The organism is Rhodococcus ruber, assembly GCF_027270735.1.
Classification (GTDB): Bacteria; Actinomycetota; Actinomycetes; order Mycobacteriales; family Mycobacteriaceae; genus Rhodococcoides; species Rhodococcoides rubrum_A.
Genome location: NZ_JAPWIJ010000009.1, coordinates 160288 through 173432, shown reverse-complemented (window position 1 = coordinate 173432; position 13145 = coordinate 160288). Strand labels below are relative to the sequence as shown.

Below are 13145 nucleotides of genomic sequence, written 5' to 3'. Positions count from 1 at the left end.
GGAGCTATGACAACATATTCGACGCACCGGGCTATAGTTCGGCACGGCAGCCACTCGACCGTCGAAGTGCGTCCGACGCCGTCACCAGCACCCGGTGAGTTGCTGATTGCTCCGGAATCGGTCTCGCTGTGCGGAACCGATATTCAGATCGTGCGCGGTGATCGGGACGATCCGTCCCCGATCGTCGGTCATGAGGGCGCGGCCCGCGTAGTCGAGGTGGGCACCGGGGTGTCGGAATTCGCCGTCGGTGATCGTGTCGTCGTCAATCCGACGCACCCGCACGACTCGTCGTTTCTACTCGGTCACAATGTCGAGGGGTTGTTCCAGCAGCGGGTCGTCATCGGCGCGTCCGCTGTCAGCGGCGGATTGGTGTCGCTGCTTCCGCCCCAACTGTCCAGTGCCCGAGCGACTCTCGTCGAGCCGTATGCAGTGGTGCGCTATGCGCTCTCGTGCCTGGCACGGGAGACCCCGGAGACGCTTCTGATCTTCGGTGACGGCTTGATCGGTCATCTCGCCGCCACGCTCGCGCCGTCAGCACTCTTCCCCACCGTCGAGGTCGCGATGGTGCACCGTACCGAACTGGGCTCGAAATGGACCGCGAACCATCTACCATCGGTAAGGAACTTCTCCACCGATGACGAGTGGGAGCGGCACCTCACCGGATCGGTCGCAGTGCTGGTAGCCACCCACCGCGCCGGGACGGTGGCGTCCATCGATGCGGCTCTGCGACGTCTCGGCGATCGAGTGGTGGCGGTACACCCGATCGGTGGTGTGCCGGCCAAAGCGACGTCCGACCTGCTCCCCGGTGTGGACATCGCCGGAGTTCGGCAGGCCAACACCGGTGGCCCGACGCCGCCCGCGGTCACGACGTTCACCCGCGGCTCTCAGCGAGTGGCTCTGACGGGTAACCGGGGTGTCACGAACGGCCAACTCACCGCAGCGGCAACGGCATTGACCGGAACCGATGACTCGATCGATGAACTTCTCACCCATCGACGCGGAATCGACGAGGGCACGTCGTTGATGAACACCATCTGCGAGCAACGAACACGAGTCGTCGACGGTGAACTCGTGATCCGATTGGTCGTGGATCTGACGAGCGAAGACTGACAGGTTCCCGCTTCGGACTATTCGTCGACCTCCACGCCGTATCGCACAGCCAGTTCGGCCAATCCGTCGTCGTAGCCCTGGCCGATGGGTCGAAAGCGCCAACCGCTCCCCCGGCGGTAGATCTCTGCCAACAGCATCGATTGTTCCGTTGTGGCCGCGTCGAGCACCGCTGTGGCGACCGTCGACTCGAGCCCATCGAGCGATACCGAGACCGCGCCGACGTCGCCGGACGTTTTGTCGCCGTCGACAGCCGAACACTCGGGCTGGAAATCCTGTGCCACCGCTCGATCCGCGTTGAAACAGGCTGCACGCCCCTTGGCAATCTGTTCGACTCCTGGTCGACCGACACGGACCACATTCGTAGTTCGTAGTCACCTAGGAGGAACCGTGACCGATTCCGCACGCACCGATGAGTACTTCCTCGGACTCGCAATAGAGCAAGCACAGATCGGTTGGGACGAAGGCGGCGTTCCGATCGGCGCGGCACTCGTCCACGACGGTGAAGTGCTTGCGGTGGGTCGGAATCGCCGGGTCCAGATGGACAGTGCAATCCGTCATGGAGAAACCGACTGCATCGAGCAGGCGGGACGGCTCCGCGCATCGATCTATCGCAAATCCGTCCTGTACACCACCTTGTCTCCGTGCTTCATGTGTGCGGGAACCGCTCTGCTGTACGAAATTCCTCGGATCGTCATCGGTGAGAACCGCTCGTTCGAGAAATCGGAAAGCTTGCTACGCGAGTATGGGGTTCAGGTCGACGTCATCGACGACCCCGACTGTGTGCGACTGATGGAACGCATGTTGGCGGAGCGACCAGACCTGTGGCTCGAAGACATCGGCGAAGAGGCATGAGCAACAGAGCGAACCACGAACCCAGTCGTGCCGTCGTCGAGGGCACCGACGAACCGGTCGACCTGGACTACCCCGTAACGCCGGTGCCCCGAAGTGCCCGCAAGCCGTTCTTCTCGTTGGCCATCGTGCTGCTGGGGTTCACGATCTTCACACCGACCATGCTTGCCGGCGCTGCGCTCGGCACCGCGTTCACGTTCTGGAAGCTCATCCTGGTGATCGCCGCCGGCTCTGCCATCTTGGGCGCGTACGTGGCCATGATGGGATTTGCCGGAGCGCGAACGGGTCTGACGACCGTGCTCATGGCGCGGTACAGCTTCGGCACTCGCGGAGCCAAGCTCGCGTCGTTGCTCCTCGGCGGCACCCAAGTGGGGTGGTACGGCGTCATCATCGGCACCATCGGAGAGCTCACCTCGCAGGCGTTGGGCTGGGAATCGTATGGTGCCCGGGCTGCGGTGATGATCGTGGCGAGCATCCTGATGTGCATCACCGCGTGCTACGGATACCGCGGGATGTATTGGGTCTCGGTCGTTTCCACGCCATTGATCATTGCCTTGGCATGTTGGGTGGTCTCCCGATCCCTCGACGAGGTCGGCGGGTTCTCCGGTCTGACGTCGATCGCACCCACGACGACCATGACGGTCACTCTTGCCATCACGACGGTTGTCGGCACCTTCGTCTCGGCCGGAACACAGGCACCCAACTGGACTCGGTTCGCGCGATCCGGGTCGCAAGCAGCATGGGCGTGCATCATCGGGTTCCTCGTCGGCAACGGAATGATGATTCTCTTCGGGGCGATCGGAGCAATCACCTTTGGTGAGGGCGATTTCGTTCTGGTCCTCTACAACCTGGGACTCGTCGGCTGGGGCTTGATCCTGCTGTTCGGCAACCTGTGGAAGAGCAACGCCGACACCGCATATGCGTTCGGAGTGGCCGGCGCAGAAATGTTTCGACACCCGCGCAAAGCCCCGTTCATCATCGGCGGGTGCGTAATCGGGACCCTGCTCGCGCTCGTCGGCGTGCACAACCATCTGGTCGACTACCTGAGCTTGCTCGGCACCTTCATTCCCCCGTTGGGCGGTGTTCTCATCGGAGACTTCCTGTGCCGCTGGCGTCGGGGTATCCCCGAGGGACACACTCCCCCACTCGTGCACTGGCGACATCTGGCGGTCTACGCCCTTGCAGCGCTTCTCGCGTGGTTGTCCGGGGAGCTCGAGATCGGAATCCCGCCTTTGATCGGAATCGTCGTCGCTATCGCACTGACCATGGTTTTGAACCGGCGCGACGCGAACCGCAACCCCACCCGGCCGTAGCTCAGCCATGGACGCCGAATAGGGTCTCCGCAAAATGAGTCAGATCATCATGCGCGCTAAACACCGACGCTCGTCAACCTCTTTGCTGCTGAATCGTTCGATGTACTTGCCTTTCGGCATACTTTCGATTCTCCAGAGCAAGGTTGTGAATCGCCGGTTCACCTTCGCCAACTCATCGACCCTCACCAGAACCAACGGGTGGGACTCCACGACCACAGCGGTGTCTCGGATGTCCACCGACGGTGCTTGAATGTCGAATGCCCAGCCGCGGTGGAGCACTCGCCAGATCGTTGTTTCAGTCCCACACCGTAAGCCCGCCTCCAGCCACACTGACAGCCTTGAAGCCCTCCGCAGCTGCGATGGTCCACGCCTCGAAATCAGCGCCGAAGGGAACTACCAAGCTTGTACCGTCGGCGAACTCCACCAGTAAACCGCCATCATCGGATGCATTCGCGTGCGCGACCAGCCTGCCTATAAGGCGCTGGACTGTACCGTTTTCGGATAGCAGCGTGTGAGGCACGCCCCGGAACACCTCGGTCCCGGGCTCACTGACTCGAAAGGTCGACTCGATGCGAATCTCGAAATCACGATCTGTACGCAACGTGAGGGAGAACCCGAACTCCAATGAGACAATCGTGTGCCGTACGAGAGGAAGTTCCACGCGTATCCATCCTTCCGGAATCGGTCGATAGTGATCACCGTTCCTAACTGTCAGACGCAGCAGCGATCTCCGCCGTTCCACTGGCAGGCAGACCGTTTCGGAGGCCTGGTGGACGGCCTCAGCGAGACAGCGCCTGCCAGGTCGCCTCGCCCGCGCGATATCCCGCCTCGAACAACCATGGCCATTCGGAGAAATCTTCGGGGTCGACCACCACCGTCTCGACACCGCCGTTCCCGCACCGCTTAGGCATGTTCTCTGGATGCGACGGGAACCGATCCTTCAGGTACGCGGGCGCGAGACTCTGCCGAAATATCAGCCACGTCTGCGGTGTGAAGCCCACTGCTTCAGCACGTTTCGCGAGGTCGGTCCAGGCCTCACTGTTCGCGTATCCGCCTTCGAGTACGAGCCTCCGGGTTTCGAGCATCGGAAATACCCCGAACCATATCGGCGGGTCACTCAACAGCGTCTGGCACCAGGCACGACGACGCTCCGGCGGAATGGGTTCCCCCTTTGGCTTGTGCTGCTTCGAGTCCTTCACCTGCAAACATCGTTCACCTCGTCCTGGAGGTGCAACCCTCCATCGACTTGCGCACCTGCGGTAGCGAGATGCGCCGGTTCTTCCCCTGGGGCACCCTGTCGATGGAGACGGGGTTGCCGGACAGCCGGCCAGGTACCTACGGCTGTCGCTCTTGAACCTTCCTCGGCAATAGCCGAGGGGCACGGCTTGGACGATTATCTAAAACGGCGCAGCGCTCGACAAATTTCGCACATGACTGGGGCTCTGAGCCGGCGAATCCTGATGCCGCCATCATCAACGAGCGATGACATCTAGGGTCGACGGTCACGTCCACCCGGTCCGATGTTTCCTGTACGGGTAGCGGATCAGTGCGGAGGAACGTCAGGACGGAATCAGAAACCAGAATGTTCCGACGAATACGACTGTGCCCCAGAAGAATCCGATCAAGGCAGCACCCGTACGCGGAGTGCTCGTCACCGCCGGTTGCATCCGCGATCGTCAGAGTCAGTCCAGTGCATGTCACGCAGAGTAGGAACGTGATCGATACCGCCCAGATGAGGGACGACCACCAGTAGAACCAGGCTGGGTATCAAGAGGTCACCTGCCCAGACCCTCCGCGATCTCCCCGATGGACTTCAGTGTCCGCTGATCGGCGTACTCGGCTTCATCGAAATAGCGCTTGAACACCGACCGCATCAGCTCGATGACCTCGATGTGTTGCATCAGCACGACGCGCAGCGATCGATCACCACTGAATGCAATCCTCTCGAACTTCTCGCCGAGCTGCCTGGCCGAATCCAAGGTGCCGAATGCCGTGACGTCGACCAAATATTCCGTCTTACGCGCCATATCTTGCAAGTGCCTGATGTAGGCAGCGCAGACCTCGTCGCACTGAAACGCCACGCCTCCGGGAATCTCGAGTTGCCCGGACTCGGCCTGACTCGACAGCGACTGCCACTGCTGCATCGATGCCGCAAGTTCGTTCGTATCTGAACCCATCGATTCTTCCCCAACTAGTTCGATGAAGGCATGGACGGTCGGAGCGAACGCGCCAACCGTTCGACCTCGACACACGGGTCTCCTAGGGGCTCGGTCGCTAGAAAGCCGTCGAGGATGAGGTAGTAAACGCCATTCGGGTGTCCGAAAGCGACGCCGCAGTTGACCTCGTCGTACTGAGTAGTTCGGCGGAACCGTAAACCGTCGAGGCCCTCGATCGGCTCGAACTGCCCGAAGCGCCCACTGCCACGCAGATATTTCAAGCTCTCATCGGAGGAGAAGATGCCGAGGTGATACCACGGCGTCGGCAGGGGGTTGGTCCAGATACACGTCATCCAGTCCTCCGAGATCGGCAGATCCCCCACCAAGTTCGAGGACTTCGTCTCTACCGCCAAGCCCGCGTCCTCGATGGCAGCGTCTGGGATGGTGCACGGATCCCACGCACCATTCGCCCGAGCGGTTGTCATCACCGACGTCATCGACGGGGCCGCAGCGGGAATGCCCTCGGTCGCCCCTCCGCATCCGGTTGCCACCAACGTCAGTCCGACCGCGCTCCCGATCAGCAATCGCATCTTGCTCACAGCACTCCGTCCTCGGAACCCGTCCTTGGTGTTGGACGCAGCTACCGGCGCATCGGTTCCATCGGATCGGACGCAGGTGCGCCTGGCGTGTGCCGATCGGTGCGGCAGTGACCGAACCATCCCTCGATGACCGGGCAACACTCCGGCTGAACTTCTCTACGCAGATCGGACATCCGTCATCATTGACGCGTGATCAAACAGGGAATCGGTTTTGCTTTGCTCGGCGCAGTGATCGCAGTGCTGGGTTACTCGGCGACCGGAACTGCGGGGTACTCGGCGTACGTCTCCGGCGGGTCGTTCTATGGTCCGGACACCATGCTGGGGCCGTGGGTGCAGCCCATTGTCGCTGCGTCAGCCGGCGCAGTGGTCGGCATGCTCGCAGGTCTGGTGCTGCACCTGTGTGGCTTTCGCTTCACTGTCGAGCCCTCTCGGAAAGTAGGGCTCGTCGTCGTTGCCGGTCTGATCGGAGTGACGCTGGGGATGACGCCCGTGCTGATTCTGGTCGGGACGAGCTTTGCCGGTCTGAATTCGAGCGCATCGAGCGACTACTTGCTACCGATATACGCAGGCACCGGAGCGTTGGCCTACCTGTTCGGAATCGCCTCGGTTCGGTTGCTGCTCAAAGCAACCCATGATCCGTTGCCATCTCGGACGACCAAGGTGGTGGCTGCCTTTCTCCCGGTTGGCGGTGTCCTCGCCACTCTCGTCGGAATGGGGACTGCCTGGATTCTCGGGTTCTCCACGACGGCACCCACCTTCGTCGCCGTGATCGTGGCAGTGCTGTGCGTACTCGTGGCAACCTTTGCGCTCGCGCGGGCGCGGGCGTTGCAGACGACAGCGTAGAAGCTCGAGTGCTTCTATCTCGTTCGCAACTCCGTGGGCGTACGTGCCGGTCGCAAGCTGAATGTCGCGATGTAGTTCTGCAATGCTGGATCGATGGCGACTACGTACCGGGACTACCTATGGTTCAGAGACGAGGAATTCGGCGGATGGCGATCCAACGGACATGTCGTGAGCTTGATCCGGGATGCCACCGCCGACGGTGTTCTGGATGCATTAGGCGCCGTCGGTAGGCGGCGCACCGGTGTGGGCTATGCCGGCTTCGGTCAACGGTCGACGGAGTTCGAGAGGCTGGGGCTGGTCCGACCGGACTCGGGCGCGGATCAGACCGTGCAGACCGTGGGCGTTGCCGACATAGGGAAGGGGTGGGTGCTATTGATCCAGCAGAACAGTGACTACCTGGGCGTCGATGACAAGCTTTTCGGCTCCGTGACCGAGCACCACGAGGTGGTCAGCCATTTCAGCAACGTCAACGCCCTCTCACGGTTCGTGTGGTGGCGTGATGGGAAGCGCAAGGTCTCGTTCGAGCCGATGATCCCCACGGGGGACCTCGAGCGTGCTCACACAGCTTCACCCGCCGAAGCTGCGACCGTGCTGGCACTCATCACCGAAGTCGGTGGCATCGATCTCGACGACTATCACGGAACCAGAACCGAGTTCTTTCACATCGAGGGATCCTTTGCCCTCGCTGAACGACTCACCGGGGTCGAAGTGAGCAAAGAATTACTCCGGTCCGCCGTGTTCACCGTCGCCATGGTGCCTACCACCGGAGAACCGGAGGACCCATACGCTCACGAACTGCCCCCACGAACCCCGCTCCTCGGGAATCACACAACCTGGGGTGAGGTACATCAGCTCTACCGATCCGCGGCCGAAGCGACTGTTCACGCAACGATGGTGCTCTCCGAACCCCAAGGCTGCACCGAGGAACGCCACGAGGTCGAGTTCTTATATTCGCCCTTCGACGGCACACGCCAAGTCGACGCTCACGGACTGCTATCGGTCGTCAGCAACGCCGACCACTGGCACCGCGGCCCCTTCAACCCCATCACCTCGCCCGAGGGCCTCCTGGCCATACACCGTCGTTGGGAGCCGGAAACACCATTTCACGTCGCCATCGACCCCACCAGTCAGGCGACGCCTACCGAGGTCAGCGGCCGACGAGCGTGGGAGTTCGTCTTCCCGCCCGGGTTCTGGGGCGGGCCACTCACGGTCGCTTTCGACGCTCACACCGGCATCCCCCTCCGCGCTGAAAGCACCCATCGCACCGAAGAACTCAGCAATGTGGTGCTCGACGAATCATTCAGCAACGCCCTGTTCATAGTTCCCGACTGACACGCATGACCACCCGCACAACGGAAGTCGCCAACGTCAGTCGGATTGGTCGCGATCGAGTGGCAGAGGGCGTCGTCGGTACAGACGAACTTCGCCAGGCCGTTCTACCTCGAGACAATTCAAGAACGAGAGAGGAAGCCGATGATCATCACCGGGTTGTTCTTCGCGGAGTATGCGCGAGCCTCCAACGACATGCTCGACATTCTCGGCGGCGTCTGGGACTCCTGCACGGTCCCTCGCGACACCCGCATGCTCGAATGCCGCCTGGTCGCGCTGCTACAAACGGGGCCCGACGACATCGGTAAGGACTTTCCCGCGACTCTCGAAGTGCTCGACGCGAACGGCGAGCACATCGTGAATCAGCGTGGCCTTCAGATCCCCGGTGCCGGCTTCACCGGCGAGAATCGGTTCTGGTTCCTACCGATGCAACTGGTGTTCCGCGACGAAGGACGGCACAACTTCATCCTCAGCGCCGGTGGGGCCACAGCGAGCGTGGGGCTTCGGATCGCCTTCGGCTGATGTCGGGCCGCGCCGCTCATGGCCGCGCCGCCATCCGATCCCGGCGGCGTTCTCGTAGCCCCTCGCTAGCGAACTTCGTGTGCCAGACGCCGTCCAGCGTCGATCAACCATCGTCGCGGATCCGCCATGGCCGCTTCACTGCCGCCGGCAAGGTCAGTCAACGACACGGTCCGCACCTCGACGTCCGAATACACCGCCCCGGCGACCACCGCCACCGGAATCGAAGCGTCCGAACACATCTGGACTACATGTCCAACGAGTTTGCCCGTCAGCGACGTGCGATCGAACATCCCTTCACCCGTCACCACGAGGTCGGCGGTAGGAACAGCAGCCGACAATCCTGTCAGCTCCGACACCCGTTCCGCCCCACCGGATACACGAGCCCCCAGCGCGCACAGCCCGAATGCGACTCCGCCCGCAGCACCGGTTCCCGGCATGGACGGGTCGGCCGGCAAGCCTGCATCGGCGAGCAGATCGGCCCAATGCTTCAACGCCTCGTCGAGTACCTCGACGTCGGCGGCCGACGCACCCTTCTGCGGCCCGAAGACGTGCGCGGCACCGTCGGGTCCGAAGAGCACCGCGCGCGTATCGGTCAGCAATTCGATGTCGGACGGCACTCCCTCGAGGCCCGACGCATCCACCGACCGGGCGGCCACCAGACCGGCACCGCCCTCCGGAACGTCCCGACCCGATTCGTCCAGCACCCGAACCCCGAGCGCGCGAAGCACTCCCAGCCCGCCGTCGGTCGACGCCGAGCCCCCGAGAGCTACCGAGATTCGATCCGAACCGCAGCCTCGAATGACCTCACCGAGCCCGCGGGTCGTCGCAGCCAATGCATCGAGCGACTCCATCATCGCGATGCCCGACGACTCCGCAAGCTCGATCACCGCCCGGCCGTTGTCGAGCATCAACCATCGCGCGTCGACCGGTCGACCGTCCGGGCCCCAGACGCCGCGCACCGACGACCACGTCGATTCCGCTGAGCATGCGGCGAGCACGTCGAGCGTCCCTTCGCCCCCATCTGCCTGTGGCATCGACACCAGGTCGTCGCCGTTGCGGACAGCCGCCCACCCCTCAACCAGTGCCGCGGCGGCATCGACAGCGTCGATGGTGCCTTTGAAGGAATCGGGGGCGAAGAGAACTCTCATGCGATCAGACTGGGCAGAACCAGATCGCGGTAGCGCTGCTTCATCGTCTCGATCACTTTGTCCCCGTCGGTCGCCCACACCGCAGCATTGAAGATCTCCACTTCCACATCACCTCGGTACCCGGCGGTTCGTACCCATCGGCCGATGGAATCGAAGTCGATCACACCGTCACCCATCATCCCGCGCGAGAGGAGGGGGTCAGCTTCCATCGGCACCAGCCAGTCGCACACCTGGTACGAGCTGATGCGGCCACGTTCACCTGCGGTTCGGATCAGTGACTCCAGATCTGGATCCCACCACACGTGAAAGGTGTCGACAACGACGCCCACCGCTTCCACCGGATGTGGCTCGGCCATCGACAGTGCCTGTCCCAGTGTGGAGATGACGGCGCGGTCGGCCGCGAACATCGGGTGCAAGGGTTCGAGCGCGATGCGCACACCCCGCTCGAGTGCGTACGGAACGAGCAGGGCCAGCCTCTCCTCCACTCGGGCCCGGGCTCCGACGAGGTCGCGATCGGGGATGCCACCCATGACCATCACGAGCTCGGGTGCCCCGAGTTCGGCGGCTTCGTCGAGAGCGCGACGGTTGTCGTCGAGACCGTCGTCGTCGATCGCCGTGAGGAACCCGCCGCGGCACAGGCTCGACACCCGCAGACCGGCGTCCGAGATCAGCTTGGCCGACTCGCTCACACCGGCTTCCTGAATTCGATCCCGCCACGGACCTACTGCACCCAGCCCGGCTCGCGCGGCACCGTCGACGGCTTGCTTCAGCGTCCAGGTGTTCGTCGTCTTGGTGTTGAGAGACAGTGCAGCGTAGGGGTTGTCGAGGTCGAACGGTGCGATACTCACGACGCTGCCCCGTTCAGTTCGAGGTAGAGCCCCATGCGGTGCGCGGCCAGCGATGGATCCGCCAGCAACCCTGCGCGATCGGCCAGGACGAACAGCGTCGTCAGATGCTTCACGCTGCGTCCAGATGCCAAGCCGCCCACCATCGAGAACCCAGCCTGCTTGCCGTTGAGCCACGACAGGAACGCAATTCCGGTCTTGTAGTAATACGTGGGCGCAGCGAAGATATGCCGGCCGAGCTCCTGCGTCGAGCGCAGAATGTTCTCGGCGCGATCGACATTACCGCGGTCGAGCTCCTGCAACGCCGTCGACGCCGCTGGGTAGATGCCGGCGAAGATGCCGAGTAGTGCATCCGAATGATGTTGTCCGTCACCGATGATCAGCTCGGGGTAGTTGAAGTCGTCGCCGGTGTAGAGGCGGACGCCGTCGGGTAGCCCGGCTCGCAGGGCGATCTCGTGCTGGGCGTCGAGCAACGACACCTTCACCCCGTCGACCTTGGATGAGTGCGAGGCGATCAGGCTCTCGAAAGTCGCAGTGGCCGAGGGAATGTCCGTGCTTCCCCAGTACCCGGCGAGCGCCGGATCGAACATCGTTCCGAGCCAATGCAATACGACGGTATCGTCGACCTCGTTGAGCAGGGTCGAGTAGACGGACAGATAGTCGTCGGCAGACGTCGCTACCCGAGCCAGGGCGCGCGAGGCCATGACAATGACCTTCGCGCCCGACTCGGTAACCACCGCGATCTGCTCGCGGTAAGCGTCGAGTACAGCCGCGAGACCGTCCTTGCCCGACGGCAGCGCATCCAGGTCGAGTTGGTCCGTGCCCGCACCGCAGGCGAGTGACCCGCCGACGCGAGCGGCTTCGGCTCCGGAGCGGCGGATCAGCTCGGACGTTGCGGCCCAGTCCAGGCCCATGCCGCGCTGGGCGGTATCCATCGCGTCGGCGACGCCCAGTCCGTAGGACCAGAGTTCGTGGCGGTACGCGAGGGTGGCGTCCCAGTCGATGTCGGCGGGAGCGCCAGGAGTGTTGTCCCCCGCGGCCCGCGGAATAACATGCGCGGCGGCATATGCGACGCGTGAGGTGATGGCGGCGGTGGGCTTGGTCCATTCGCCCGGTACGCCGAGCGCGTAGACCCCGTGGCCGGGGAGGGTGATCGACACCCGGGAGTCGACGGCGGTCACAGCGCGATCTCCGGGACGTCGAGGCGACGGCCCTCGGCAGAGGATCGCAGACCGAGCTCGGCCAGCTGCACACCGCGGGCGGCAGAGAGCAGACCGTAGCGGTGCGGCCGTTCGGCGACGACGTCGCGCAGGAACTCTTCCCACTGCAACTTGAAACCGTTGTCCAGGTCGGCGTTGGCGGGGACCTCGAGCCACTGGTCGCGGAACGGTTCGGTGACGGGCAGATCTGGATTCCACACAGGCTTGGGGGTGTGCGAACGATGCTGGGCGACGCAGTTGCGCAACCCCGCAACCGCCGATCCGTGCGTGCCGTCGATCTGGAATTCGACCAGTTCGTCTCGGAACACTCGCACCGCCCATGACGAGTTGATCTGGGCGACAACGCCGTTCTCCATCTCGAAGATGCCGTAGGCGGCGTCGTCGGCGGTGGCGGCATACTCGTGGCCCTGCTCGTCCCAGCGCGTCGGGATGTGAGTGGCGGTCTTCGCGGTGACCGTCTCGACCTTGCCGAGGATGCCTTCGAGCACATAGTTCCAGTGGCAGAACATGTCGACGACAATGCCGCCGCCGTCCTCGGCCCGGTAGTTCCAGCTGGGACGCTGGGCGGGCTGACCGTCGCCCTCGAAGACCCAGTAGCCGAATTCACCTCGCAGGGAGAGGATGCGACCGAAGAATCCTTCGTCGACGAGTCGCTTGAGCTTGACCAGTCCTGGGAGGTAGAGCTTGTCGTGAACAACGCCGGCCGTGATGCCCGCGTTCTGCCCGATGCGGGCCAATTCGATGGCTTGCGTCAGCGTTTCGGCGGTCGGCTTCTCGGTGAAGATGTGCTTGCCGGCCTTCATCGCCGACGAGAGCGCCTCGGCGCGCCGCGAGGTGACCTGAGCGTCGAAGTAGATGTCGATGGACGCGTCGTCGATGACGGATGCGCTGTCGGTGGTGTACTCGGAGATACCGTGCCGGGTGCAGAGCTCTTGGAGCTTGGCTTCGTTGCGGCCGACCAGGATCGGCTCGACCTGGACGCGTGTGCCGTCGTCGAGCAGAAGTCCGCCGGCGTCGCGGATGGGCAGGATGGAGCGAAGGAGATGCTGACGGTAGCCCATGCGGCCGGTGACGCCGTTCATGGCGATGCGCAAGGTACGGGTGGGTGTGGGCATGAGAGATTGCCCTTTCTGTGCACTGATGACGAAGGACGTGGGACGACGGCGCTCCATGACGGATGGGGCCGGATCGACGGTGTGGCGGAAAGTCCA

Annotated in this window: 15 protein-coding genes and 1 riboswitch; of the genes, 6 read left to right on the top strand and 9 right to left on the bottom strand. The window is 63.3% G+C overall.

The annotated features are described in order from the left end of the window. Positions 1-6: 6 nt before the first annotated feature. Entirely contained in the window at positions 7-1110 is a 1104-nt protein-coding gene (locus O4220_RS21080) for an alcohol dehydrogenase catalytic domain-containing protein (protein ID WP_269607428.1), read from the top strand. 17 nt (positions 1111-1127) lie between these two features. Here the strand turns inward: O4220_RS21080 and O4220_RS21075 are convergent, their stop codons facing one another. After that, positions 1128-1391 (bottom strand): TerD family protein, encoded by a 264-nt coding sequence (locus tag O4220_RS21075; RefSeq protein ID WP_420030440.1) that lies wholly within the window; start codon positions 1389-1391, stop codon positions 1128-1130. A 106-nt stretch (positions 1392-1497) separates the two neighbouring features. Here O4220_RS21075 and O4220_RS21070 point away from each other — a divergent pair, with 106 nt between their 5' ends. Together O4220_RS21070 and codB are read left to right on the top strand one after the other, a co-directional pair. Next, positions 1498-1962 carry a nucleoside deaminase gene (locus tag O4220_RS21070; protein ID WP_269607427.1) on the top strand — a complete coding sequence of 155 codons (465 nt, stop codon included), beginning with the start codon at positions 1498-1500 and terminating at the stop codon, positions 1960-1962. Beyond that, the gene (gene codB, locus O4220_RS21065; protein WP_269607426.1) at positions 1959-3272 is read left to right on the top strand and encodes a cytosine permease; all 1314 of its coding nucleotides are present in this window, start codon (positions 1959-1961) and stop codon (positions 3270-3272) included. Before O4220_RS21070 ends, codB begins: the two co-directional genes overlap by 4 nt. A 295-nt stretch (positions 3273-3567) precedes the next feature. On the opposite strand, the gene O4220_RS21060 is transcribed toward codB, so the two are convergent. The 4 genes from O4220_RS21060 to O4220_RS21045 all read right to left on the bottom strand — a co-directional run bounded on the left by O4220_RS21060 (position 3568) and on the right by O4220_RS21045 (position 6018). Next, positions 3568-3933: a DUF6188 family protein gene (locus tag O4220_RS21060; RefSeq protein WP_269607425.1), complete on the bottom strand. Its 366-nt coding sequence runs from the start codon at positions 3931-3933 to the stop codon at positions 3568-3570. 118 nt (positions 3934-4051) lie between these two features. Next, entirely contained in the window at positions 4052-4357 is a 306-nt protein-coding gene (locus O4220_RS21055; protein ID WP_269607424.1) for a mandelate racemase/muconate lactonizing protein, read from the bottom strand. Between the two features lie 152 nt (positions 4358-4509). Next, positions 4510-4628: riboswitch (SAM riboswitch) on the bottom strand. Between the two features lie 419 nt (positions 4629-5047). Next, the gene (locus O4220_RS21050; protein WP_269607423.1) at positions 5048-5449 is read right to left on the bottom strand and encodes a hypothetical protein; all 402 of its coding nucleotides are present in this window, start codon (positions 5447-5449) and stop codon (positions 5048-5050) included. Positions 5450-5463: 14 nt separating this feature from the next. Continuing rightward, complete coding sequence (locus O4220_RS21045; RefSeq protein WP_269607522.1) at positions 5464-6018, bottom strand: DUF3558 family protein; 555 nt, start codon at positions 6016-6018, stop codon at positions 5464-5466. Between the two features lie 198 nt (positions 6019-6216). On the opposite strand from O4220_RS21045, the gene O4220_RS21040 reads away from it, so the two are divergent. The 3 genes from O4220_RS21040 (at position 6217) to O4220_RS21030 (ending at position 8721) form a co-directional block, all read left to right on the top strand. Beyond that, the gene (locus O4220_RS21040; protein WP_269607422.1) at positions 6217-6870 is read left to right on the top strand and encodes a hypothetical protein; all 654 of its coding nucleotides are present in this window, start codon (positions 6217-6219) and stop codon (positions 6868-6870) included. A gap of 93 nt (positions 6871-6963) precedes the next feature. Beyond that, positions 6964-8202, top strand: a complete 1239-nt coding sequence (locus O4220_RS21035) for a DUF6461 domain-containing protein (protein WP_269607421.1) — start codon at positions 6964-6966, stop codon at positions 8200-8202. A gap of 141 nt (positions 8203-8343) precedes the next feature. Then, positions 8344-8721 carry a DUF6941 family protein gene (locus O4220_RS21030; RefSeq protein ID WP_269607420.1) on the top strand — a complete coding sequence of 126 codons (378 nt, stop codon included), beginning with the start codon at positions 8344-8346 and terminating at the stop codon, positions 8719-8721. A gap of 65 nt (positions 8722-8786) precedes the next feature. On the opposite strand, the gene O4220_RS21025 is transcribed toward O4220_RS21030, so the two are convergent. Genes O4220_RS21025 through O4220_RS21010 form a run of 4 tightly spaced genes read right to left on the bottom strand, consistent with a single transcriptional unit; the run spans position 8787 to position 13049 of the window. Next, positions 8787-9869 carry a glycerate kinase gene (locus O4220_RS21025; protein ID WP_269607419.1) on the bottom strand — a complete coding sequence of 361 codons (1083 nt, stop codon included), beginning with the start codon at positions 9867-9869 and terminating at the stop codon, positions 8787-8789. Then, entirely contained in the window at positions 9866-10717 is an 852-nt protein-coding gene (locus O4220_RS21020) for a sugar phosphate isomerase/epimerase family protein (protein WP_269607418.1), read from the bottom strand. Before O4220_RS21020 ends, O4220_RS21025 begins: the two co-directional genes overlap by 4 nt. After that, positions 10714-11895 carry a dihydrodipicolinate synthase family protein gene (locus tag O4220_RS21015; protein WP_269607417.1) on the bottom strand — a complete coding sequence of 394 codons (1182 nt, stop codon included), beginning with the start codon at positions 11893-11895 and terminating at the stop codon, positions 10714-10716. Before O4220_RS21015 ends, O4220_RS21020 begins: the two co-directional genes overlap by 4 nt. Beyond that, positions 11892-13049, bottom strand: coding sequence for a Gfo/Idh/MocA family protein (locus O4220_RS21010; RefSeq protein WP_269607416.1), 1158 nt, complete (start codon positions 13047-13049; stop codon positions 11892-11894). The genes O4220_RS21015 and O4220_RS21010 overlap by 4 nt, the downstream gene beginning before the upstream one ends. Between the last annotated feature and the right edge of the window lie 96 nt (positions 13050-13145).